Origin of the sequence: Shewanella sp. c952, assembly GCF_019654975.1 — a bacterium.
In the GTDB taxonomy this organism is placed as follows: domain Bacteria; phylum Pseudomonadota; class Gammaproteobacteria; order Enterobacterales; family Shewanellaceae; genus Shewanella.
The window spans coordinates 1-24045 of the sequence record NZ_BPEW01000051.1; the positions used below are offsets into that span (position 1 = coordinate 1).

General features: G+C 43.8%; 18 protein-coding genes and 1 pseudogene. 13 read left to right on the forward strand and 6 right to left on the reverse strand.

From position 1 onward, the window contains the following. The 3 genes and pseudogenes from K5R16_RS20705 to K5R16_RS20715 form a co-directional block, all read left to right on the forward strand. Positions 1–182, forward strand: a pseudogene (locus K5R16_RS20705) (hypothetical protein); the annotation flags it as partial. 58 nt (positions 183–240) lie between these two features. Continuing rightward, entirely contained in the window at positions 241–426 is a 186-nt protein-coding gene (locus K5R16_RS20710; RefSeq protein ID WP_220740129.1) for a hypothetical protein, read from the forward strand. Positions 427–866: 440 nt separating this feature from the next. Continuing rightward, positions 867–1310: a hypothetical protein gene (locus tag K5R16_RS20715; protein ID WP_220740130.1), complete on the forward strand. Its 444-nt coding sequence runs from the start codon at positions 867–869 to the stop codon at positions 1308–1310. Between the two features lie 497 nt (positions 1311–1807). Here the strand turns inward: K5R16_RS20715 and K5R16_RS20720 are convergent, their stop codons facing one another. Continuing rightward, the gene (locus K5R16_RS20720) at positions 1808–2800 is read right to left on the reverse strand and encodes a pentapeptide repeat-containing protein (protein ID WP_220740132.1); all 993 of its coding nucleotides are present in this window, start codon (positions 2798–2800) and stop codon (positions 1808–1810) included. 357 nt (positions 2801–3157) lie between these two features. Here K5R16_RS20720 and prfB point away from each other — a divergent pair. The 3 genes from prfB (at position 3158) to K5R16_RS20735 (ending at position 6560) form a co-directional block, all read left to right on the forward strand. Next, positions 3158–4256, forward strand: a protein-coding gene (gene prfB / locus K5R16_RS20725) for a peptide chain release factor 2 (RefSeq protein WP_220740134.1) whose coding sequence is annotated in 2 segments (ribosomal slippage) — positions 3158–3232 and positions 3234–4256 — 1098 coding nt in all. Because the reading frame shifts where the segments join, the coding sequence is not laid out codon by codon here. A 12-nt stretch (positions 4257–4268) separates the two neighbouring features. Further along, the gene (gene lysS / locus K5R16_RS20730; protein WP_220740136.1) at positions 4269–5771 is read left to right on the forward strand and encodes a lysine--tRNA ligase; all 1503 of its coding nucleotides are present in this window, start codon (positions 4269–4271) and stop codon (positions 5769–5771) included. Between the two features lie 447 nt (positions 5772–6218). Next, a complete protein-coding gene (locus K5R16_RS20735) occupies positions 6219–6560 on the forward strand; it encodes a hypothetical protein (protein ID WP_220740138.1) in 342 nt (113 codons plus the stop codon). Positions 6561–6732: 172 nt separating this feature from the next. On the opposite strand, the gene K5R16_RS20740 is transcribed toward K5R16_RS20735, so the two are convergent. Next, on the reverse strand, positions 6733–7332 hold the full coding sequence (locus K5R16_RS20740; protein WP_220740140.1) for a short chain dehydrogenase: 600 nt from the start codon (positions 7330–7332) through the stop codon (positions 6733–6735). A gap of 97 nt (positions 7333–7429) precedes the next feature. Here K5R16_RS20740 and K5R16_RS20745 point away from each other — a divergent pair, with 97 nt between their 5' ends. Next, positions 7430–8323 (forward strand): LysR family transcriptional regulator, encoded by an 894-nt coding sequence (locus K5R16_RS20745; RefSeq protein ID WP_220740142.1) that lies wholly within the window; start codon positions 7430–7432, stop codon positions 8321–8323. Positions 8324–8365: 42 nt separating this feature from the next. Here K5R16_RS20745 and K5R16_RS20750 read toward each other — a convergent pair whose 3' ends face one another. Beyond that, complete coding sequence (locus K5R16_RS20750) at positions 8366–10885, reverse strand: hypothetical protein (RefSeq protein WP_220740144.1); 2520 nt, start codon at positions 10883–10885, stop codon at positions 8366–8368. 655 nt (positions 10886–11540) lie between these two features. Then, the gene (locus tag K5R16_RS20755; RefSeq protein ID WP_220740146.1) at positions 11541–12620 is read right to left on the reverse strand and encodes a hypothetical protein; all 1080 of its coding nucleotides are present in this window, start codon (positions 12618–12620) and stop codon (positions 11541–11543) included. A 405-nt stretch (positions 12621–13025) separates the two neighbouring features. On the opposite strand from K5R16_RS20755, the gene K5R16_RS20760 reads away from it, so the two are divergent. From K5R16_RS20760 to K5R16_RS20775, 4 genes are read left to right on the forward strand one after another with little or no spacing between them, the layout of a single operon-like run. Next, complete coding sequence (locus tag K5R16_RS20760; protein WP_220740148.1) at positions 13026–14435, forward strand: MFS transporter; 1410 nt, start codon at positions 13026–13028, stop codon at positions 14433–14435. Beyond that, positions 14422–16827 carry a GH36-type glycosyl hydrolase domain-containing protein gene (locus K5R16_RS20765; RefSeq protein WP_220740150.1) on the forward strand — a complete coding sequence of 802 codons (2406 nt, stop codon included), beginning with the start codon at positions 14422–14424 and terminating at the stop codon, positions 16825–16827. The genes K5R16_RS20760 and K5R16_RS20765 overlap by 14 nt, the downstream gene beginning before the upstream one ends. Next, positions 16824–17366, forward strand: a complete 543-nt coding sequence (locus K5R16_RS20770; RefSeq protein WP_220740152.1) for a gluconokinase — start codon at positions 16824–16826, stop codon at positions 17364–17366. Before K5R16_RS20765 ends, K5R16_RS20770 begins: the two co-directional genes overlap by 4 nt. Before the next feature lie 6 nt (positions 17367–17372). Continuing rightward, the gene (locus K5R16_RS20775) at positions 17373–18140 is read left to right on the forward strand and encodes a CBM9 family sugar-binding protein (protein WP_220740162.1); all 768 of its coding nucleotides are present in this window, start codon (positions 17373–17375) and stop codon (positions 18138–18140) included. A 64-nt stretch (positions 18141–18204) separates the two neighbouring features. Here K5R16_RS20775 and K5R16_RS20780 read toward each other — a convergent pair whose 3' ends face one another. Beyond that, positions 18205–19308: a sorbosone dehydrogenase family protein gene (locus K5R16_RS20780; protein WP_220740154.1), complete on the reverse strand. Its 1104-nt coding sequence runs from the start codon at positions 19306–19308 to the stop codon at positions 18205–18207. Between the two features lie 327 nt (positions 19309–19635). On the opposite strand from K5R16_RS20780, the gene K5R16_RS20785 reads away from it, so the two are divergent. After that, positions 19636–22173 (forward strand): bifunctional diguanylate cyclase/phosphodiesterase, encoded by a 2538-nt coding sequence (locus K5R16_RS20785; RefSeq protein WP_220740156.1) that lies wholly within the window; start codon positions 19636–19638, stop codon positions 22171–22173. Here the strand turns inward: K5R16_RS20785 and K5R16_RS20790 are convergent. Then, a complete protein-coding gene (locus K5R16_RS20790) occupies positions 22170–22802 on the reverse strand; it encodes a pseudouridine synthase (protein WP_220740158.1) in 633 nt (210 codons plus the stop codon). The genes K5R16_RS20785 and K5R16_RS20790 overlap by 4 nt on opposite strands. A 277-nt stretch (positions 22803–23079) precedes the next feature. On the opposite strand from K5R16_RS20790, the gene nagB reads away from it, so the two are divergent. Continuing rightward, a complete protein-coding gene (gene nagB, locus K5R16_RS20795; RefSeq protein ID WP_220740160.1) occupies positions 23080–23871 on the forward strand; it encodes a glucosamine-6-phosphate deaminase in 792 nt (263 codons plus the stop codon). The last annotated feature ends 174 nt before the right edge of the window (positions 23872–24045 follow it).

Sequence of the window (24045 nt, forward strand, 5' to 3'; positions counted from 1 at the left end):
ACAATATGGCTAAACAATTATCTCTGCAACTTCAAGCATCAATGAAAGTTATGAATGATCCAAAGTTAATAAAATCTTCTGCAAAATATGCTAAAAATTTATACGATGCATTTTTAGCGGAAGGTTTTACTAAAGAACAATCTATGCAATTAGTAATCGCCTCGATGGTTAGTAAAAAGTAAAACTAACAAGGCGCTTAAACGGAAAAATGATAGTAACTTCAAGGATGAGGAGTCCGAAATGAAATTCACAAACGAACTCAACCGAGGACAGTTAAGTGCTATAACTTTATGTTTAGGTGCTTCATTAGGCATGTCTATATTTGTAGTTAGTTCATCGCCTTTCATCGGGTTAATGCTTGCTACAATTACCGTCGGTGTTTATGCAATGATTCTCTCCGGCAAGTGGAACACAAAAAATGCATAACAAGCCGATCAAATAGGTGGGGTCAAAGTTTGACTAATCCCTAAAAAAAGACAAATAGAAATAATGAGATAGGAAAATAGTAAGGAACATTCATGGCATTTGGTGATCAAATTTATCGCCAAACAAAAATTACCACGAGTAAATGGCATGAATGCAAAGCAAGTTTTGTCAAAATGCCTCTCTATTGTCACTCCATTGATGCATAAAACTCGTCGACAGAGTTTGTTTTCTGCCGTTGAAATTATTTATATTCACTTTATATCCAAAATAAGTCATCAAAACTAGGGGATCTTTTTGTCAGCCAGAGTGATGCCTTACCTGTATCGCGGTTAACTGTCGCATGTCAGTCGTTATTGTGAATAACAAGCTAAATGTTCATTGTAATATCAAGTCTCACAGAAACTAACAGGCTCGTCTCTTTAAGGAAATAAGGATCGTTAATGGTGCTATCAAGTCGTTCTCCAGTAACACAATTGCGCAACTGTTACCTTGTAGCAGGAGTGATCTTTCTGCTTAGCTGGGTTTACTGGCCTGCCGCTAGCCTGTGGCTGGTATTCATTGCTTGGGTTTGGTTTTGCAGGCATAAGGCATCGACTGCGCTATGGCAGCGTGTGTATTGGAATATATTGCAGTCTATAGGGTTATATATTGGCCTACATTTAGCGGCTCTTGGCGCAATTCTGAACGCTAATAGATTTAATTATGGCGGCCTATTTTCAGCAACGGGCGCTGAAAATTTTATTTATTTACTTAGCTTCGGCTTACTTGGGGCGCTATTGTTGATTACTGGCAATATATGGCCAATCATCCGTCTCGTTAAAGGTCACCGCCGCTTTACATCCGCCCTGCAGCAAGAAAAGGTTAAAAATGTCGGAGTTAATTAAGGAATTTGAGATACTTTTTCTCATCTGAGTTGGGCTGCGCGAGCGTCTAAATCATGGATAAATTAGCAGAGTCTATAGGGATATATTTACGGTTTTTTTTGCAAAATCTCAACACCGCTTAATTACATTGGGTTTAACTTAAGGCTTAAATGCTAAACAGTTGCGCTTTTTTAATCCCGTGTAAATGTGGCAGAGGCCGTCGAAAATAGGGTGAAAGATAACGAAGTTATCAAGCTCTTGAACGAGAGGAATGGAAACGAGCTGGCCTTTTAACAGGGATGTTTTTGTTGATCCCACAAGGTCAATTCTGTTCCATACAGAATTTGGCATTTCCTCCATCCTTGGAGGTCAGATGTACTCACGGCGAGCCTCAGCAGTCTCTGCACATACGCCGACCGCAGGTCATTGGAACCACTGATGGCAGATATTAACTTATTTTTGTCCAATAATGAGCCAACGACAACATACATTTAAGCCCTGGAGCTACAAAGCTCTCGTTAACGGGTCATCTTTTTTACAAAAACTACCACAAATAACGCAATGGTGAAGCTACCGGTGAATGCTTCGAATGCGGCGATTGCGCGGGAGATCCCTATTGGGGTGAAGTCGCCGTAACCGAGTGTGGTAAAGGTGACGACTGAGTAATAGATGCAGTTGAGAAAGATAAATAGATTATCGACCAAGCTATTGTTTAAGCTAAATTGGTGAATTTCACCATTGAAGTTAAGCCCAGTGAAAAAATACAAAATAGCACTAAACAGGATTAATACTAGCGAGAACCCTATCACCCTTAACGGCGCTTCGCCGTAGCCGCAAAACAGGTCAATCGCTTTAGAGATAAATCGTTTTACGCAACGTTTTGGCATTTGATGGCGGCGCATGGTCAGCTCTTTACGAATATACTCACCTGACATGGCAAATAAACCTTCGCGCTCAGCTGCTTTGCGTAGATCGCGATAGATCTCTTCTGCCTGTTCAAAATAGTCCATGGCTTGCTCGGTGTTACCTTGCTTTTCTGCTGCTAGTGCGAGTTTCTCTTGGCGTAGTACTTTACCTGCATGCATGTTCTCTATTTTAGAGCCAATCCATTTAACTCCCAGTAAGTTGCAGCCATTAAGGTTGGCGCAGTGCAGGTTAGCTTCTCGTAGATCTGCCTTCATTAAACTGGCATCGGTAAGGTTAATATTAAACAGGTGACCGCCACTTAAATCGGCGCGATAGAGCTCGGCGTTACTGAGATCGTAGCCAACTTTTTGCTGGTGGCGCACCAGATCGACTCCACTAAGCTTGGCATGGTTGAGGCTGATGCCCCTAAGTTGACCACCGCGCCTGGCGTATTGTTCAAGTTGTTGAATGTCTTCGGGTCTGTCTTTAATAAATTTTGGGTCGTGCCAATAGCACAAGCCTGAGTCACCTGCGGGTTCTCGGCAAGTGTGGTCATTCTCCTCATGATAACGGCATGTCAACGCTTGGTCGTGTGTTGGCGGCATTCGCTGATTGTGGCCTCTGTATTCACTGGTCTTTTCAGTATAGAAGTTGTCGCTATTTTCAGCGTATTTTTATTTGTTAGCTAGGATCTGTTGGTTGCTGCATCAAGCTTTACTCGGTTTATTGGGGGAGATATTTTTCCGCCTAAGCATCACAGATGATGCGTGGTCATTGGCTAAATGTCAGTTTTTAGCGCTTTAGCTAATATTGTTGAACAAAATTGCTGTTTTGATCGGTTTTGCGGCTAGGTTTCAACCCATGCATAGGTTAAAATAGCGGGTTTTCTATCTGTATATAATTGAGACGCTTGCAAGTCATTGCTTGTTGTCGGCAAAACTAATTAAAAAGTTGGCTAAATCATGTTTGAAGTAAATCCAGTTAAGTTCAAAATCAAGGAGCTCGCTGACCGTACCGACCTTCTTCGGGGGTATCTTTGACTACGATGCTAAAAGTGAGCGTCTAGAAGAAGTTAGCAGAGAACTTGAAAGTGCTGAGGTTTGGAATAATCCTGACAACGCACAAGCGCTAGGTAAAGAGCGTTCCGCACTTGAAGCGGTAGTGAAAACTATCGACTATATGGATAGCGGCTTAGAAGATATTGAAGGATTACTTGAACTTGCTGTTGAAGAAGATGACGAAGAAACCTTCAACGATGCAAGCGCTGAATTGAATGACCTTGAGAAACGGTTAGAGGAACTCGAGTTCCGCCGTATGTTCTCTGGTCCACATGATGCAGCCGATTGTTATTTAGATATTCAGTCTGGTTCTGGCGGAACAGAAGCGCAAGATTGGGCCAATATGGTGCTGCGTATGTTCTTGCGTTGGGGCGAAGCCCACGACTATAAGCCGGAACTGATTGAAGTGACTGATGGTGATGTTGCTGGTATTAAAGGCGCTACCATTAAGTTTACTGGCGAATACGCCTTTGGCTCACTGCGTACAGAAACTGGTGTACACCGTTTAGTGCGTAAGTCACCGTTTGATTCATCGGGCAAACGTCACACCTCTTTTTGTTCGGTGTTCGTTTATCCAGAGATTGACGATTCGATTGAGATTGATATCAACCCGTCTGATCTTAGAATTGATACCTACCGCGCCTCTGGTGCGGGTGGTCAGCACGTGAACAAAACTGAATCAGCGATTCGTATTACTCACGTGCCAACAAATACTGTCGTACAGTGTCAGAATGACCGTTCGCAACATAAGAACCGTGACGCTGCGATGAAACAGTTAAAAGCGAAGCTGTATGAGCTAGAAATGCTTAGACAGAACGCTGATAAGCAAGCCGCCGAAGATGCCAAATCAGATATTGGTTGGGGCAGCCAGATCCGTTCTTATGTGCTCGATGATGCACGTATTAAAGATCTACGTACCGGCGTTGAAAACCGAAATACCCAGAGCGTTTTAGATGGCGACCTGGACAAGTTTATTGAAGCTAGCCTTAAATCTGGCCTTTAACGAGAGAAGAAGATGACTGAACAAACACAAGATGAGAACAAGTTAATTGCAGAACGCCGTGCCAAGTTAGAGCACATTCGCGCGAACTGCCCTGCAAACGGTCACCCGAACAACTTCGATCGAAAACACAAAGCGGCAGATATCCAAGCTGAATATGGTCACCACACCAAAGAAGAGCTTGAAGGCATGGACGTTCAGCGTTCAATTGCTGGCCGTGTTATGGCTAAGCGTGGCCCATTCTTAGTGATCCAAGATGTGAGTGGACGTATCCAAGCTTACGCGGGTAAAGATGTTCAAAAAGATCTTAAGGCGACTTTCCAAGGTCTAGATATCGGTGACATCATCGGTGTCACGGGTAAGCTGCACCTTTCAGGTAAGGGCGACCTTTACGTGAACATGGAGCAGTACCAGTTGCTGACTAAAGCACTGCGTCCACTACCTGAAAAATTCCACGGTTTATCAGATCAAGAAACACGTTACCGCCAGCGTTACGTTGACTTAATCGTTAACGAAGAGTCTCGTGAAGCCTTTATCATGCGTTCAAAGGTTGTTTCTGCAATCCGTAACTTCATGATCAAAAAAGAGTTCATGGAAGTTGAAACCCCTATGATGCACAGCATTCCTGGGGGCGCTTCAGCACGTCCGTTTGAGACTCACCACAATGCACTCGATATGGCGATGTATTTACGTATCGCACCAGAGCTATACCTTAAGCGTCTAGTGGTTGGTGGTTTTGAGCGCGTATTTGAAGTTAACCGTAACTTCCGTAACGAAGGTCTATCACCACGTCATAACCCTGAATTCACTATGATGGAATTCTACATGGCGTACGCTGACTATAAAGATCTGATGGATCTAACCGAAGAGATGCTAAGTTCGATTGCGACTGAACTTTGTGGTTCTCCACAGCTACCATATGGTGAGCATACTGTTGATTTCGGTGGCCCATACGCGCGTTTAAGCATGTTAGATGCGATCAAGAAGTACAACCCAGACAATGAAACGATTCAGTCAATGACTTATGAAGAAGTTAAAGACGTTGAGTTTATGCGTAACTTGGCTAAGAGCCTAGGCATGACTATCGAGAAGTTCTGGACTTGTGGTCAACTGCTTGAAGAGATCTTTGGCGAAACTGCTGAAACTCAGTTAATGCAACCTACGTTCATTACAGGTTACCCAGCTGATATTTCACCACTTGCACGTCGTAACGATGACAACCATTTCATCACCGACCGTTTCGAGTTCTTTATCGGTGGCCGTGAAGTGGCTAACGGTTTCTCTGAGCTTAACGATGCAGAAGATCAAGACAACCGCTTTAAAGCACAGGTTGATGCGAAAGATGCAGGCGATGACGAAGCGATGTTCTACGACGCTGATTACATCCGCGCCCTAGAGCACGGCCTACCGCCAACAGCGGGTCAAGGTATTGGTATCGACCGTTTGGTGATGCTATTTACTAACACGCACACTATTCGTGACGTGATCTTGTTCCCAGCAATGCGCCCACAAGGCTAGTTGTTAGCAGTATTGCCTCACTCAATATGAGTAGAGACAGATTAAGAAGCAGTTAGGTTTTCCTAGCTGCTTTTTTTATATCCATTTTTTGTATTCATTTTTTTTATATCCATTTCTTTATATCCATAGTTTTATCGCAATTCTTGGGTCATCAATCCCGTTGATTTAGTTGCTCTACATTACTCTACGCAGAGCAAGCTCTTCTAATAACGAGTATTACTGGTTTAATTACTGGTTTTATTAGTTGCTAAACACTCGTCAAGTTTTTAGTGGTATAGCACACAGTTTTCACTCGAAAATAGTTAACTTGGCTCGGCATCACATACAGGTAAATAGACAGCGTGTTAACCTCTGGCATTAGAGAATGATGGCTCTAGATACAAGAGATAACACTGAATATCGTACAGATATCAGGAAGATGATGACTTTATTAAAGGGTTTATCATAATGAAAAAAGTTTTATTGGCGGGTCTTTTAAGCTGCTTGATTGCAGGACAAGCAAGCGCAGAGCAGTTGGACCAAGATGTGGCATTAGGCATGGCAAGCCTAATGATTTGTACCACATTTTACGCAGAACATGACATGCAGATTGAAGGTAGTATTGTCGGACAGTCTGCCATGGCGCATAGAGGTGCTGGTATTGAAGATATGGTGATGTCAAAGGAAACAAGTGACGCGCTGGATCTCTATATGAAGAACTTCCAAGCGGCCAACAAACAACAGCAGGTAAACATCTGTGATGGTGCCATAAAATTTGCTAGAGAAAGTGAATTTGTTAAAGCGAGTTAGTCTTTATTGAGACTTACATACTTTAGTTACTCACAGAATTAAAGCAGCTAAGCCTGAGCTTAACTGCTTTTTTTATTGGTGATTTAGCGCTAAGCGCAAGCGTTGAACATCACTTTTCTGCAACAAGCGGACGATTGAATGGCTAAGTCGCTACTTTAATATCGGCACAGACTCAAACGTAGTCAGGTGCATCGAGTGTTTTACCGCTCATGTCGCCAGTTACAGCTGCAACGTAAGCTTTTGCTGTATCTGCTGCAGACAAACCTGACGCTGTATCCATGCCCATCATAGCCATGGTCTCTTTTACAAAGATAGGCGCGACGACGTTAACACGTAGTGTATCGAGTTCCATTGCAGCCGCTTTTACAAAGCTCTCTAAGGCACCGTTGGCCATACTGATAACACTGCTACCATGCATAGGCTCTCGTGATAATACTCCAGAGGTGAGGGTAACCGAACCGCCCGTATTGATATATTGCTGACCAATTCGAATCAGGTTGATTTGCCCCATGAGCTTGTTCTGTAGCGCTAGTTGATAGTCTGCTTCGGTAAGCTCATTCAATGCCGCAAACGATGCTAATCCAGCGGTAGAGATAACGGCGTCTACCTTGCCTACAGAGTTAAACATCGCGTTAATAGATTCAGTACTGCCAAGGTCAACCTGCACATCGCCGCCACTAAAGTTTGCAGAGATGACTGTATGCTCAGGCTTAAGAGCTGTTTCTACTGCTGCGCCGATAGTTCCAGATGCACCGATAAGTAATATTTTCATGTGTTGCTCCAAGTTGATTCGTTGTAGATGATGGAGTCACTATAATTGTTCATGTATATTTGATAAATAACCTCAAAATGAAATCAATATTCTTCAAATGAGAAAAATAGATCTATTAAAAGCGATGCGAAGTTTTGTTATCGTGGCAGAACGAGAGAGTTTTACTGAGGCGTCGCGGGAGCTCAATATTGTGGCGTCAGCGGTGAGTAAACATGTATCTGATTTAGAGTGTCATTTTTCATCTCAACTACTGTATCGCACCACCAGAGCGATGCATTTAACCAGTGAGGGGGAATATTATCTCGAGCAGTTTAAAGAGATTATTGCGCGGATAGATAGTCTCGAAAATATCGCCAGTGAAAGGCAGCAGCAAGTTGCGGGGCATCTGACTATATCTGCACCTCAAGGGAGTGCGGCATTAGGATACCTGCACAGCACTAGCGAGTTTATTAAGCGGCATACAGATGTACGGATCTCATGGCTATTCTTAAATCGTTTCGTCAACATGGTTGAGGAGGGGGTGGATTTAAGTATCAGAATTGGCGAGCTTGCGGACTCTAATTTGATTGCCCGGCAATACACTTCGATTAAGGTGCATTTTGTTGCGAGCCCTAACTACATTATGCAGCATGGCTTGCCTAAACATCCGAAAGAGTTGAGCCAGCATCAATGTGTGCTTGATAGCTCGAACCGTCAGCCAGGTCGTTGGCGCTATAATGAAGCGGGCAAGGAGTCGACGATTACTGTAAAAGGCTATGTGCAGGCCAATGACGGTGAAGTTGCAGCGAGATTCGCCGCTGATGGCCATGGAGTCGCCTATCTGCCTTCATTTTTGATGCAGCAATATTTAGATTCTGGTGAACTTAGCCCCATTTTGGAGGATTATGAGTTTGATGAAACACCTGTTTCACTGGTATTCCCAGCCAACAGATTGATGAATCCTGCCCTTAGAGCGTTAATCGAGTTTCTTATTGAAAAAAAACCAGCCTAACGACTGGTTTTTTAGCTGATAGATAATCAAGGCTATGAGTGACTATTGGCCTTTTTTGAACGGCTGATAAAAATTAGTACGGTGGTGCACTGGAATATCTTCTAGGGCTAATGCACCGTCTTGCCAAGGATTACCATTGTCATAGAGTGACTCAAGTACATAATAACGATTACCATGTTGGCCTAATAACTGCCAACTTCTGTACTGACGATAGAAGCAGTTACTATCGCTTCGTGGGTCGCAATTACTACTGGTTGGGTTGCCATTTAACCATTCAAGCGAACGGTATAGAACTACTTGGTTGTTCTCCATATACCACTGCAGCGGCGTTGTTTTGTACAAAATGCTGCCATCTGCAGAGGTTGCTTTTAGGTTAGCACTACCGTCAGCTAACAGCTCCCATTTGATCCCATAACCCATGACATCATATTTGGGCTGACTGCTGCTAAAACCATGATCCCAGTTGCCCACCAAATCACTGGTTTGCCAGCTCGATGCTGATAGCGTCGTTGCCATATTGGTGTACTGTACATTGATGTCGCCTTTTTCATACAGGGCAAATACCGATGCACCACCTTTACGGTCAGAGCGATCATCAAACAGTTTTAACCAACGGATGGAGTAGTCGGCAAAGTTCATTGTTAACACGCCATCAGCATCGATGTTCCAACTGAAATCGGCGCTGTCCTCAAGTACCGTTCCTCTGCCATTATCATCGAATTGATAGGTCATTGCAGGTAAGCTATCTTGCAGGCGGTTTAACTCAAGTACTGTTTCAGAATAGTGTTCAAAAACAATGGATTGTCCTTTTAAGTCTTTCTCTTGCCAGACTTCAATATCATCGATATTAAAGGCCGTGAAATACATCTCTTCATCGATGATTTCGTTGGCAACCTCAACGCCATTATCTCTATCTACGCACACTCGATGGTGCTTAAAGATTTCGACAGCTTGTTGTACACCTTTAAAGCGACCTTTGATCATCTCAAAACGCTTATTTATTGGTGTATAAGTACAATTGGCTGGATCTTGGAGCCCTTCTATCCAATCAGACCGAACTTGGGTTGACCAAGATGAGGTATCAACGACAATGCCACTCCCATCAACTGACCAACTCGCAGTGGTGATTTCGTCAAGACTCTGTTGGGTGAAGAGGCCATTTTCAGCAAAGGTATAAGATAAGTTAAATGGCAGACCTAATCTAACAGTGCCAGGTGCACTAGCTAAGGTTGCATAGTAGGTTTTACCGTTGGCTAAGAATTCACTCGCCTTGTTGCCAGTGTTCTGCTTTTGTTGAGCTAGCAATGTGTCAAACAGCGCTTTGCCAGCGTCATCTGCATAAATATCACTTAAATACTGCTGCATGCCGACCATGCCATTGTTGGTTGGCAATGTTTGATTTGTATCCGCCGCATAACTCAGTGCTGTTGCTATTTCTAGCAGTAACTCAGTATCGATATTTTTATAATGCGCAGCGAGTGCTTTGGCATCAACGCCTGCATCAGTAATAAAGTTACTATCGCCAAAAAGAGTGAACAAATATAAGTAATCAGCTGTGGTTAAACTGTTGAGATCGGCTTTTATATTGCCATTCGCTGTTGAAGTCTGTTGTAGCGCAGCAGCTTTGTTTACTAACGCTTTTGATGCGGGCTGAGCTTGGGTGACATTTTGCAGCAACTCAGCAATTAGGCCTGTTCGAACAAGTGGATTATGAGCCACGTCTGCGCTTAGCTTGTATGAACCTTGTTGTTGCAACATATCGATATCTACAGGCAGAGTATAATTACCATTGGCATCAGTTGTGGTGACAAAGTTTTGCTCATTTAGCGTTAATGTAATATCGGTATCACTAATGAGATTACCATTGTTATTGGCATTACCTGAGAGTTCGATATTGTGATGGGTGTTGTTGAGAGTGAAATCGAGTAACAGCTCCGTTGATTCGCCGTTGTCATCGGTGGCGGTAAATTTAAGCTGTCCTGATTCAGCCTGAGCAACCTTGGGCATTGTTATCGTGAGTGTGTCGCTCATTTCACCTGAAAGTGCTGCGGTACTGCCCGACACCTGTTGCCACTGGGTTGCAGTTATATCACCATCTTCATCTGCGACTGTAGCGGTGATAGTGTAAGTTTTGTCTTCATCGAGTTGAGTGAGAGGTTCAATGCTTACGGTTGGCGCCAAATTGTTGAGCAGTACGACATCAACTGAGGTTGAGGCTGTAGCGCCTTCATTGTCTGTAACGGTGAGCTTAAGTGTTATGCTTTGGTCCGCGTCTACAGAGGGAATGGTTAAGTTGACATTAGCGCTATCAGTATTGCTCAGCTGTACCTCAATACCTGCGGTTTGCTGCCATTGATAGCTAGAGATGCTGCCATCGCTATCAGAAGCACTAGCATTGATTGTTAGCGATAATCCTTCCTTAATTGTCAGCCCTGCAATGGGGGCTATTTGTGGTATCTGGTTCTGTGGAGTGGGCGTTGATTCATCACTACCGCCACCACACGCTGTTAACGCCAACGTAAGAGGCAATACAGCTAATGAAGTGAGTGTTCTTTGAGACATACGTTACCTTTATAATAATTGTTATTGGTAAACCTATTGCCTACATAAAGATTGGATCCTGCTCTAATTCCTTTTTAAGCACTTACAATAAATATGCAGTGTTTAAGGTTGTGACTATTCCAAATAGTTGCCATGAATTTACATTGTCATAACTAAAAGGCAACTAAAATCATTTGCCAATTATTATGCATAGGTTTATTGACTTAAATTCTATCTTTGTTGAGGGGGAATTATCTAAATAGACCGATTAAATTGAATTTTATGGCTGTAATTTGGAGTGAAAAAGTAGTTTTCTGTTTATATCGAAAAGAATAAGGTGTGATTCTTGACCAGAATGTTTATTTATTTGTATAAAATCAGCTTATTACTTGTTTAGGCTTTTGGATTTAATGACGGTTAATTCTGCACATTAAAGTAATACGACTTGGGATATTAACTATTAACCTTAGTTAAATATTGAGCGGCTGTGAGCTAAATAGTCTATTAGACAAAATGAGTTGCGGTGAATATTGCAACATTACTGCTTAGCAAACCCTGTCGATTATTCTGCGAGTATCGTGGTGGTAATAAGATGTTTTTATTAAGTCATTTGTCGAATATTATCGATAATAAAAAACCAGCTTTAAGCTGGTTTTTTTATTGAATTTTCATAGCCCTATAAACTTGTTTTTTCCTTTGCACCTTCAGCCGTTTTGGTGTTTATTGCTGGGGTATAATGCTCTGCACTAATCGGTAATTTTTTAGCGGAATTGGCTGCATAACGAGTTATTTTCTTATGGATTGGCTTTTGAGCAATAGTGGCTAATATCTCTTTATAACGGCCATTCTCGCTGTTGCTTAATACTTTGCATAGCCAAGCAAGTGAGTCTGCAAATTGGTCATTTTGGGTGTCTTGGTTGTCCCAAATATACTGCGCAATATGATCGAGTGCTGCTTGATCGGTTAGTGGTAGTTTTATAGCCTCTCTTGCGGCGCTGCGAATTTGAGTCACATCGTTGCTGACAAGGCGAGAAAGTAGATCGCGAACATCAGCAGAAACTGCAGAAATATCAGCATCAGTTTGTTTGGATTTTAGGTCAACCAGCCAATGTGTCTGCTCATACCTCAACTCCATAGAGCCAAAGTTAATGTACGATAAGCGCAAATTTTGAAACGTCTGACGGCCAATAAAAGGACGTCTATAACTACGAATATATTGCCCGACTCCGTCTGGTTGGCCAAGCAATGAAAGTACCACTTCTAAGGTGTCGCCAACTTTTACTCGTTGGAAGTTTTCAGCGGTTGCACGAATATGCTTAGGGTCACTCAACGCTACTTGCACAGTGTAGTTTGTAGCATCAAATTGTAGCTCTTCAGTGGTGTCGAGCGCTTTGATTGCCCCTTTAAAGTAGCGCTTAATTTTATTCGATTGTGCCAGTTTTAACTGTGCGTTGAGCAAGGTGTGGTATCGCCCTCGCTTACTCTCACCGATGGCTTTCGCCAGCCAAGAGATAGTGTCGTCAAACTCTGGATTACTCTTGTCACCATTGTTATTCATCGACCAAATAGTAAAGGCGGCTAAATCCCACAATTCGACATTATCAGGTAGATCATGGTGCAGCGCTTTGGCACCCAATTTTACATTCTGCAAATTATTACTGTTGAGTAGGTCCGCGTAGACAGACTCTTTACTGTCAAAAGCTGCATGAGCACTGAAAGTAAATAGCATTAAAAGGGTAACGATGAGCTGTTTCATTTTGAGGTGTGTCCATTATTAGTAGTCAAACGTAAATGTCTGAAAACCTTCCTTAGTTCGCACTATGATGACTGAAATTCGCCAGAGCTTCAATTAATTGAAGTCGCTCTTATTTAGCTGGAGCTGATGTTATTCAGTTTACGCATATGAGAGTGGGCTAATTTTTCACTGGTGATGCCATGGGCGTATTCAATAGAAGGCGTTTGTCTAAAGCTGCTATGGATAGATTGAGTATTGGCATTAACGAATTATTTTCGTATGAAAAACCAGCTATCAATCTAAAAGCTATCATGCTAGGTTAAAATGTAAGCGGTTACATTTTTGCGTTTCAGTGAAATATAACCATATTTACGATCTACAGAGTGACACCATTATACTGTGGTGTAGTGCTAAGGTGCTTCAAGGATGCAACAACAAATCATAAAGGGACGCTCGGGTTTAGTGCAGCAAGCCTCTAGTCAAACCATCTCCTTAAAAGAAAAACTGGGTTATGCCTGTGGTGATGTCGCCTCAAACTTTTACTGGCGAGTGTTTGATGTTTTTCTATTTATTTTCTATACCGATGTGTTTGGCTTATCGCCTGCCGTAGTCGGTACCATGATGTTGGTCACGCGGATTATTGATGCCTTTTCAGATCCTCTCATGGGCGCATTAGCGGATAGAACTAATACCCGTTTTGGAAAATTCAGACCCTATCTGATATGGGGCATATTGCCTATTGCCGCCGCGGGCATACTGACATTTACAGTCCCTGACTTAGATGAGCCAGGTAAAATTGCTTGGGCTTATGCGACTTACATTTTGATGATGCTGGCCTATACCTTTATCAACGTACCTTATGGTGCATTGCTTGGGGTTATCACCGCCGATACTCAGTCTAGAACAGCGTTGACTAGCTTTCGTTTTATTGGCGCTTTCTCTGGCGGAACCTTGGTGGCTTATCTCACCCCTGAATTGGTCGCTTGGTTAGGTAATGGCGATGAGGCATTGGGCTGGCAATTAACCATGATGGTCTATGGGGTTGCGGCAGCTGTGTTATTTACCATTAGTTTTACTGCCACCACTGAGCGCATTAAGCCACCGGCGCATCAACAAACACCTATCAGGCAAGATATCAAAGACCTCTTTAGTAACCGCCCTTGGATCATCCTATTTTGCTTAGCGCTCATTATCATGATGACAATCTCGCTCAGGGGCAGTACCGGCACCTTTTATTTTAAGTATTACGCCGAGCGTGAAGATCTCATTGGCAGTTTTGCCATGGTGTATATGCTGGCCTTGGCAACGGGGGCTGCACTCACCCCTTTATTGACTAAATTGTTCGATAAACGCCGTTTACTGCTGATTTTGATGACGGCTGTGACGCTGTTATCGGCGCTATTTTACTTTGTGCCTAAGGACAATATTAGCTTGATGTTCAGCTTACAAATATTGATAGGTTTGTGCTTGGGGCCAAAGTCACCGCTGGTGTTTTCAATGTATGCCGACACCGCTGATTATTCTGAATGGAAAAATAAACGCCGTGCCACGGCAATGATTTTTTCTGCCGCCTCTTTTGCGCAAAAACTTGGCGGCGCGTTAGCGGGGGGAATGATAGGTTGGTTGCTTGCTTCAATGGGTTATGTTGCCAATCAAGTGCAAAGCGGAGAATCTCAGCATGGCATTGTATTATTGATGACGTTGCTACCGGCACTGTTCTCTTTGTTGTCATTGGTGGTGATTCGCATGTATCCATTAGATGATTCGTCGCTGCAACAGTTACAACAGGAGCTAGTTGAGCGCCAGCAGGGGGGATTTAAAGATGCCCGTGGTTAATGCTAACAAACCTCTGTTCACTATGAGTCAGCACAGTGTGCAGTTAAATAGCGCCACCGCGATGCCTAAAGCATCGGGCTTTTTGTGGAATAGGCAGATGATGTTACATATGAATTGTCGCGGTTACGCAACCGCACAGTTCATGCAGCCAGAACCGGCAAAATACAGCCATGGGCCAATGCTAGAAGCTAAAACGTTTATGCAGCCTGAGCATAGTTATTTTGCGCATCATCCTGGACGATTTTTTTATATCAAAAATGAAGATACTAACGAGTTGTTTTCCGTGCCTTATGAGCCTGTTCGATGTCGTTCACAATCTTTTAGTTTTGTGCAAACTAGCGCAGCAATAGCTTGGCAGGTGGAATGTTTTGGCTTATCGGTTTCAGTTGAAGTTAATTTGTCCGCTGGCGATGCGCTTGAAATGTGGCAAGTCGAAGTAAAAAACAGCAGCAATAGCGCAGTTAATATTAGTATCTACCCGTACTTTTCGATTGGATACATGTCGTGGATGAATCAGAGCGCCAGTTTTGATTGTGATGTTAATGGCATTGTGGCGACAAGCGTTACTCCCTATCAAAAGGTGGAGGATTATCCAAAGCAGAAGGATTTTAAAGATCTAACTTTTTTAATCGCTGAAGACAAACCCGATAGCTGGACGGCAAATCAATATGGCTTTGAGGGAGAGGGAGGCTTGGCCAATCCTGACGCCATCCATGATTCGGTATTAGCGACCCTAGTTAGCGCTTATGAGCCGCCTGTGGCGGTAATGCAATATCGCCATTGTTTGCTGCCAGATGAAACTAAACGGCATCGATTTGTGTTTGGCCCTGCGGCTAATAAAGCCGAAGTTAAGCAGATCCGTCAGAGCTATTTTGGCGAAGCCAAAGCATTTTCTGCGCAGCAGCAGCGCTACACAGATTATGTTGAGTCAGGTAAAGGTTGTTTGAATATTAATAGTGGTGATCCGCTGTTCGATCCATTTTTTAATCAATGGTTGCCACGGCAAATGTTTTATCATGGCGATGTCAATCGTTTGAGCACCGATCCACAAACACGTAATTTTCTGCAAGACAATATGGGTATGAGCTACATCAACCCTGCTATTGCTCGGCAGTCCTTTTTATTGGCTATGTCGCAGCAATTTTCCTCCGGTGCTATGCCTGATGGTGTGTTACTTAGCGAAATCGCAGAACTTAAATACATCAATCAAATTCCCCATACCGACCACTGTGTATGGCTGCCCATTTGCGTGATTGCCTATCTCAATGAGACGGGGGATATCTCGCTGCTAGATGAGCCAGTTAAGTTTGCTGACAGTGAGCAAGCCTTAAGTGTGCATCGCCATATTGAGCTGGCCTTAGACTGGTTAATACAACGTAGAGATGACCGCGGCCTAAGCTATATTGAGCAGGGAGATTGGTGCGATCCAATGAATATGGTGGGTCACAAAGGTCGCGGGGTTTCCAGTTGGTTATCTTTGGCGACTGCGTTTGCACTGCAACAATGGGCTCAGATAAACCAAAGGTTAAATAAAGATAGCCAGCGCTTGCTAACAACTGCCGCTGACATTAATGCGGCAGTCAATCAACATTGCTGGGATCAAGACTGGTTTGCCAGAGGGATAACCGATGACAATGTTGCCTTTGGTGTTAAGGCGGATGCAGAAGGTTCTATCTACCTGAATCCTCAAAGCTGGGCGCTGATGAGCAAGGCGACGAATACTGAGCAGACAGCAAAAATACTCACGGCCATCGAACAGCAACTTATGACTCCCTATGGCCCGATGATGTTGGCGCCAGCCTACACTGCTATGCGTGAAGATGTGGGGCGGCTTACGCAAAAGTATCCTGGTTCGGCTGAGAACGGCAGTGTTTATAACCATGCGGCAGTGTTTTACGCCTATAGCTTATGTTTGATTGGCGAGCATCAAAAGGCATTTGAGATATTGATGAAGATGCTGCCTAGTCAGCAAGATGCGCTTATTCGAGGCCAGTTGCCCACCTTTATCCCAAACTATTATCGCGGCGCATTTTTTCAATATCCTCAACAGGCAGGGCGCAGCAGTCAGCTGTTTAATACCGGCACGCTGGCTTGGTATTACCGTTGTATTGTGGAAGAAATTGTGGGCATAAAAGGTGAATTAGGCTGTTTGATTATTGAGCCGCACCTTCCTAAAGAGTGGCCTAAAGTGGAACTACGACGGCTGTTTAATGGAGTAGAGTTGCAGATCAAGATTGAGCAAGCAGCCGTTGAGAAAATGAGTATTCACGTAAATGGTGAATATGTCACTGGTAACCGTCTACAAGGGTTAGTCGCAAATAAAAGCTACCAAGTAGAAGTGCTTGTGCCAAGGGCTTTAGCGCAGCAGAGTGCTGTAGTGGAGGTTGTATGAGTATCAGCTCCGCATTACCGCAATTGATTATTGTCATGGGTGTCAGTGGCTGTGGTAAATCAACACTAGCGCGGCAACTTGCAAACGTATTAGCTGCACAGTTTATTGAGGCTGATGATTTTCATAGCGCAGCCGCCAAAGCCTGCATGGCACAAGGTATTGCGCTAACGGATGAGCAGAGACAGCCATGGATTGACAAGCTGCTGCATCAGGTTAGTCACCTGACAGGGCAGCCAATAAATATTTTGGCATTTTCTGGACTCAAGAGAGCACATCGAGATTGCTTTAGGACCTTGGGTTATCGGACGTTGTTTATCTGGTTAGCGGTCGATGAAGTTGAGGTTTTACAGCGGATCAGTAATCGTAAAGATCACTTCTTTCCGGCTTCATTATTGAAAAGTCAGTTTAGCGCACTGGAACAGCCGACAGATGAATCCGACGTTTTGGTACTGTGTCAGAATGAGAATGTTGACGATCAAGTGATACGGATCTTAAAGGCACTTTCAGTAAATGTTATCGATAACAAGCTTGGAGTATAGGCAATGATGCGGTTAGAAAAACACTTAAAGCCATGGTTGCCATTAGTGCTATTGCTGCCAATATCGATGACTAGTTCGGCTTATGAGGCGCCTTTTGCAGTAAAGGAGCCGATAATTGATGCGGTTGCCGATGAAGCTGTTTGGCAGCAGGCTGTATGGCACGACATTGACCAGCTTATTTTAGGACAGCAGCCCAGCGCTGAAGATTTTAGCGGTCGTTTCAAAGTGGTATGGACTAAAGAGCACTTGTATTTATTGGCGGAGATCACTGACGATATTTTGTTTGATCAACACGCTGATCCTTTGAAGAGTTACTGGGACGATGATTGCCTAGAAATTTTTATTGATGAAGACCATTCTGGTGGAGAGCATCAGTTTAACTTTAACGCCTTCGCTTACCATATCGCACTGGATAACCAGGCTGTTGATATCGGTCCTAATTATCAAGATGGCCAAACGCAATTTTTGTTGTTAAACCAACATGTAGAAAGTCGCTGGCAACGGCAAAGTGAAGGCGATAATCAGATTGTTTGGGAGGTGAGGTTAGAGGTGCATGATGCTAGCTTTTCAGTGAGTGAAGCAAGTAACTCCAGAGTTAGCTTAACTGATGGGAAAACGATGGGCTTTATGCTGGCATATTGTGACAATGATGGTTCAAAAGAGCGAGAGCATTTTGTTGGCTCTGAGGCGATAAAAGCGGTCAATGGTGATAAGAACCTTGGCTATAAAACTGCTGATGTATTTGGCGAGTTACGCTTACAAGCTAAACCTTAAAAAGGTGCATTGCTTGGGTAAAAGCACTGCACCTACACCTGAAAAGTAGTTTTAGCGACAGGGGTTATTTAGTGTTATAACTAATGCGGTATATAGCGTTAGCTGCGTCATCTGAGATCAACAATGAACCATCTTTTAAAGTGAGTACAGCTGCAGGTCTGCCCCAGCTTTGTTCTCCTTGTAACCAACCTGAAGCGAATATCTCAGCGCTGGCCACTTGGTTACCATCAAGCTTCACATTGACGATACGGTAGCCAACTTTACTGCTGCGATTCCAAGAGCCATGCTCTGCAATAAAGATATTATTTTGGTAGCTGTTGGGGAATTGCTTACCTTGATAGAACTCCATACCAAGCGCTGCCACATGAGCACCCAACTTGAGTGCTGGTGGCTGGTTGTTAATACTACTGGCTTTATTACCAAATTCAGGGTCGAGAATATCGGCGTTATGTATATAGGGGAAACCAAAATGCTGACCCTCTTTGGCTACGTGGTTAAGCTCGTCATCGGGTAGGTCATCGCCCATCATGTCACGGCCATTATCGGTAAACCATAAATCGCCAGTGTGTGGATGAAAATCAAACCCGACGCTGTTGCGAACTCCTTTAGCCACTGTAGTGACTTGCTTAGTGTCAACATTGAGTTTAATGATACTGGCAAAAGGAGCGTCGCTTTCACATACGTTGCAGGGTGCGCCAACGGGGATATAAAGTAGACCGTCCGGACCAAAGCGGATGAACTTCCAACCATGATGTGACTTGTTAGGCAGCTTGTCATACATCAATTCAGGCTCTGGTATCTTAGGCAGGCTTGCTTCTATATTGCGGTAACGCCAAATCTTATCCACCTCTGCGACATACAAATCGCCTTGGTGAAAAGTAATCCCTGATGGCAGAAAAAGATCGCTGGCCACTTCAAACATGACATCTGCTTGGTAGTCATTATTACTGTCTACTAGCGCATGCACTTTGCCCGCTTTACGGCTGCCGACAAACAGTGTGCCTTTATCTCCAAGCGCCATCTGCCGTGCGTTTGGAACATTGCTTGCGTAGGTGGATATTTCAAACCCGTCTGGAAGGGTTATTTTGTCAATCGGTAGGGCCGCATTGGCGATTGAGGGCAGTAGTAAACTCATTGAAACGGTCAGTTGTTTTAGCACAAGCTTCATCCTTGTTATTGTTATGCTCCCATAATAGGGCTAACTGGCTGCAGATGAAAAGTACCTGCTCGATCACAAGCATTATTTTATCTCGTTACAGTGCTTTAGTTACTGCTAAGTGGGTCGCTAATTAGTATAAAGGCAATATACTTAACCGATTTGCAATATAATTACTCGCTAATGCTAATAACGGTTAGTAGATTTGTCTTTTTGAGATAAAATATCTGATTAATTACCTGTAAATGTTGGCCTTTCGAGAATAATCTGGCAGGTTATATCTTACAGTCTAATTTTCGAGCTGATATTTGGTTTGTTAGTCACTAGGTGGAGTGTTGAATGATAGAGATTGATGTTTCAGCTACTCAACAAGCTCAATGGGGAACCTCCATTGACATGCTTGCGCGTATTTCTGGTTGCTCCGTTGCACTATTAAAGATGGGCCATGATGGCTGCTTTGATGTGCTTTCAGCTACCAGGATGAGTGATGCTAGTTTAAAACGTCTCTGCCAAAATTGTACTCAACAAGCTTTTCCACATTCACAACTACCAAGCTCACCCGCTCCCTCAAATCAGCAAGACGTTATTAGACCTATAGCGGCTAATGACCATTATTTTGAAGTTGATTTAAGCTGCTCAATGCCTATCTATTGGCCTTCTCAGGCGCTATTTGGCTACTTATGTATTACGTTAGAAAGCCCTCAAACCGCCGCCACTTTAAATAAGGCTGATTTAAGGTTATTGCTCAAACAGTCTGCCGATAGTATGGAGTTGGATCTAAGTAAACTTTACCGTGATTACCGTAAGAGCTTTAAGCGTAATACCACTGACCCGCTGAACGTGAGCTTGCAGCAATTTATCGATGCAATGAAAGAACATGTTTGGATGAAAGATGCTGATGGCCGCTACATTTTTGTTAATCAAAGCGTGGAAATGGCCTGGGAGCTATCGCAACAGCAAATCCTTGGTCATACCGACGAAGAGTTATTTCCTCCATACTTGGCGCAGCAATTCATTGAAGGCGATAAAGCGTCTATTACCAAAGGCGTACAAGTCACAGCCGGCGAGTGTAAAGGGCTGGATATTGGTAATGTTGAATCTTGGTTAGAGACCACTAAAGTACCTGTTGTCAGCGATGCTGGAGAGCTTGCCGGTATTATTGGTATCTCTCGTAATATCTCGACCCATAAAGCGGCGCAAGATCAGCTCGAACTTGCATCTCGTGTATTTGAAAACTCGGTTGAAGGGGTGCTGATCACCGACGTCGATGGCATAATTATTGATGCTCATGGCGCTTATACTGAGATCACCGGCTTTGAAAAAAATGAGCTAATTGGCCAAACTCCGAGAGTGTTTAGCTCGGGGCGACATGATAAGACCTTTTTTGAGTCCTTTTGGCAATCATTACTTACAAGCGGTAAATGGCACGGTGAGATCTGGAATCGACGCAAGAACGGTGCAGTTTTCCCGCAACTGCTAACCATTAGTGCGGTTTACGGTGATGAACACCAAATCCGCTATTTTGTCGCTGTGTTTGCTGACTTATCAACCCAGAAAAAAAACGAGGCTGAACTCGCCCATTTAGCCTTCCACGATCCGTTAACTAAGTTGCCTAATCGAATGGGAGTGACCTCTCGCTTAGAGCAAGAGATCAGATTGGCAAACCGCAGCGAATATCAGTTAGGTGTTATTTACGTTGACGTCGATCTCTTCAAACAAGTTAACGAGAGCTTTGGCCATGTTATTGGCGACGAAGTGCTGATTGAACTAAGTCAGCGATTAACGTTAGCGCTAGGCAGCTTAGCGACGATAGCTCGCCTGGGAGGCGATGAGTTTGCAGTAATATTACCTAATATTGAAAGCAGCGACATGCTATTGCTGCGACTGAGTAAATTGCAGCAGATTTTTGAGCGCCCCTTTATGTTGGGTGAGCATGCGCCAGTGAGACTTACCGCAAGCATGGGGGTTGCCATCTATCCACAAGATGGTCGTGACTCCAGTACATTATTGGTTAATGCAGATGCGGCCATGCACCGAGCCAAACAAGATGGCCGTAATAACTATGCTTTTTACACTCAGTCTTTGACGTACGAATCGGTCGCCCACCTTAAGCTACAAAGTGCGCTGCATGATGCGCTCGCTCAAAAGGCTTTTTTCTTGGTTTATCAACCCAAAGTTGATTGTCAGACGAAGGCGTTAAGCGGTTTTGAAGCGCTGCTTCGCTGGAATGATCCGTTATTAGGCAGTATTTCTCCGGCTATTTTTATACCTGTTGCTGAGAAGATTGGTCTTATTCAGGAGATTGGACGTTGGGTATTACAACAAGCTTGTGAACAGGGCGTTAGTTGGCTGGCAGAGGGCAAAGATTTTGGTCGTATCGCGGTCAATGTTGCCGGGCCGCAACTGCAACGACGCACCTTTGTCAATGAAGTCGCCGATGTGCTTAAGGCGACAGGCTTGCCTGCAAACCGTCTTGAATTAGAGGTGACAGAAAGCTGTATGATGTCAGATCCTGAATCGGTTGGGCGTGATCTTGTTCTGCTGGCGGATATGGGCATTATGCTTTCAATTGACGATTTTGGTACCGGCTACTCTTCGCTCAACTATCTTAAAAAATTACCCATTAACAAGCTGAAAATCGATCAGGGCTTTGTCAGAGATATCCCTGAAGATGCCAATAATACCGCTATTGCTAAAGCGGTTATTGCATTGGGTCGCTCTCTTAACTTAAAGGTGATCGCTGAAGGCGTTGAAACGCCGGAGCAGGCACAATTCCTTGCAGACAATGGCTGCGATGAAGCTCAAGGTTATTTGTTCAGTAAACCTAAAGTTGCATCTGAACTGGAACACTTTTTTGAAACGCCATATTGCGTCTAAGGCTTTTGCTCTAGCGCCGCATTAAAATCAGACAAAGGTGTGACATCGCCAGCTTGCATGTCATCAATATAGATATTGCCAATTCTGACTCTGACCAACCTGAGTGTGGCAAAACCCACCGCCGCAGTCATTTTTCTTATCTGACGGTTTTTACCTTCACATAGCGTTATTGAAACCCAACTTGTAGGACCATGTCTTGGGTCGCGGATCTTACGGCCTCTTACTGGCAGCCTTGGCTCCTCAGCCAACCTAAAAGCATTGCAGGGCAGTGTTTGGTACTTCTCGCCGTTAATACCGATCTCTACACCGAGTTGTAGCGCAGTTATTGCGCTGGCGGTGATATCACCATCGACTTGTACGTAATACTCTTTTTCGATGCCTTTACTGCGGATTTGATGACTCATCATGCCGTCTGTTGTGAGTAACAATAGCCCCTCAGAGTCGTGATCTAGCCGACCTATGGCCATGGTTTTCTCTGGAAAGTTAAACAGTTCACCGAGTCGCTTTTTGCGTTTACGGGTTTCAGGTAGAAACTGGCTTAAAAAGCCATAAGGTTTATAGATTTTAAAGTGTTGATGACTCGCGGTATCTTCAGTCGCGCAGGCTTGTTCTTGATCGTTTAACGACATGCAGGTGCTCTTAATTAACGGAGTTAATCTCTTAAGGAGACTTCATTATAAATAGCATCGACGCTTCAAGCCAATTTAGTCTATGTTGTGTTTGTGCAATACAAATTTTTATATTAAGCATGAACACTAATGACAGCGTTGTCATTTGAGGTTATAGTTATGTTACATAACGCGTTGGCAATAGCGTCTTTTGCTACTATTTTCTCTGTTTCTGTTGTCGCCATATTGCTATGGCATCGCAGTGACTGTTAGGTAATCACTTTTATTGGATCAATTTATGCAAATCGTAATATTAAAAGACAGCGCTGCAGTCGCGGCCTATGGCGCAAATATTTTTATAAAACAGCTGCAGAAGAGATCAAACTCAGTGCTGGGCTTAGCAACAGGGTCAACGCCAGTTTCGCTGTATCAACAGCTGATTGAAGCGACCAAGGCTGGCAATATTTCATTTTCTAATGCCACGACGTTTAATCTTGATGAGTATCTAGGTCTTACTGGCACGCATCCGCAAAGTTACCGTTACTTTATGAAGCAGCAGTTGTTTGACCATATCGATATTGATCAAGCAAACACCCATGTACCACCAGGTGACGCTGCTAATCCTATTACGGCCTGCCAAGGCTACGAGCAACAGATTGAGGCTGCGGGTGGTATCGACATCCAGCTATTAGGGATAGGCCGCAATGGCCATATTGGTTTTAATGAACCGTCATCGGGTTTAATGTCGCGCACTCGAGTTAAGACGTTAACTAAAGCGACAATTGACGATAATGCCCGTTTCTTTGCAGCCGATGAGTATCAACCGCACCTGTCGATTACCATGGGTATTGGCACCATCATGGATGCCAAGAAAGTCGTGCTATTAGCGACAGGCGCAAATAAAGCGCAAGCGATTAAGGCGACAGTTGAAGGCCCGTTAACTGCAGCATGCCCTGCGTCGGCGCTACAGATGCATAAAGATGTGGCACTGGTGATAGATGAAGCGGCGGCTGCTAGTCTGTCTGATTGTGACTTTTACAAGCATATCGAAGCTGAGAACCAGAAACTAATGGCTAGGCTCGGGCTGTAACGGTAGTCAAAAATTGTAAGACAAATCTAATTAGTAAAAAGGGACGAGCTAAGGCTTGTCCTTTTTTTGGTTTTGAGCTTGAACAAATTATCTAGCATTAACCGCCTTGAGTTGCGACTGACTTAGGCATCATCAATCTATGCTCGTGAGTTAACCCAAATACCACCACTGTTC

What these genes read in the sequence shown, in the direction of transcription:
- K5R16_RS20710 (WP_220740129.1), top strand. Translation starts at nt 241, where the DNA reads ATGAAATTCACAAACGAACTCAACCGAGGACAGTTAAGTGCTATAACT.
- K5R16_RS20715 (WP_220740130.1), top strand. Translation starts at nt 867, where the DNA reads ATGGTGCTATCAAGTCGTTCTCCAGTAACACAATTGCGCAACTGTTAC.
- K5R16_RS20720 (WP_220740132.1), bottom strand. Translation starts at nt 2,800, where the DNA reads ATGCCGCCAACACACGACCAAGCGTTGACATGCCGTTATCATGAGGAG.
- lysS (WP_220740136.1), top strand. Translation starts at nt 4,269, where the DNA reads ATGACTGAACAAACACAAGATGAGAACAAGTTAATTGCAGAACGCCGT.
- K5R16_RS20735 (WP_220740138.1), top strand. Translation starts at nt 6,219, where the DNA reads ATGAAAAAAGTTTTATTGGCGGGTCTTTTAAGCTGCTTGATTGCAGGA.
- K5R16_RS20740 (WP_220740140.1), bottom strand. Translation starts at nt 7,332, where the DNA reads ATGAAAATATTACTTATCGGTGCATCTGGAACTATCGGCGCAGCAGTA.
- K5R16_RS20745 (WP_220740142.1), top strand. Translation starts at nt 7,430, where the DNA reads ATGAGAAAAATAGATCTATTAAAAGCGATGCGAAGTTTTGTTATCGTG.
- K5R16_RS20750 (WP_220740144.1), bottom strand. Translation starts at nt 10,885, where the DNA reads ATGTCTCAAAGAACACTCACTTCATTAGCTGTATTGCCTCTTACGTTG.
- K5R16_RS20755 (WP_220740146.1), bottom strand. Translation starts at nt 12,620, where the DNA reads ATGAAACAGCTCATCGTTACCCTTTTAATGCTATTTACTTTCAGTGCT.
- K5R16_RS20760 (WP_220740148.1), top strand. Translation starts at nt 13,026, where the DNA reads ATGCAACAACAAATCATAAAGGGACGCTCGGGTTTAGTGCAGCAAGCC.
- K5R16_RS20765 (WP_220740150.1), top strand. Translation starts at nt 14,422, where the DNA reads ATGCCCGTGGTTAATGCTAACAAACCTCTGTTCACTATGAGTCAGCAC.
- K5R16_RS20770 (WP_220740152.1), top strand. Translation starts at nt 16,824, where the DNA reads ATGAGTATCAGCTCCGCATTACCGCAATTGATTATTGTCATGGGTGTC.
- K5R16_RS20775 (WP_220740162.1), top strand. Translation starts at nt 17,373, where the DNA reads ATGCGGTTAGAAAAACACTTAAAGCCATGGTTGCCATTAGTGCTATTG.
- K5R16_RS20780 (WP_220740154.1), bottom strand. Translation starts at nt 19,308, where the DNA reads ATGAAGCTTGTGCTAAAACAACTGACCGTTTCAATGAGTTTACTACTG.
- K5R16_RS20785 (WP_220740156.1), top strand. Translation starts at nt 19,636, where the DNA reads ATGATAGAGATTGATGTTTCAGCTACTCAACAAGCTCAATGGGGAACC.
- K5R16_RS20790 (WP_220740158.1), bottom strand. Translation starts at nt 22,802, where the DNA reads ATGTCGTTAAACGATCAAGAACAAGCCTGCGCGACTGAAGATACCGCG.
- nagB (WP_220740160.1), top strand. Translation starts at nt 23,080, where the DNA reads ATGCAAATCGTAATATTAAAAGACAGCGCTGCAGTCGCGGCCTATGGC.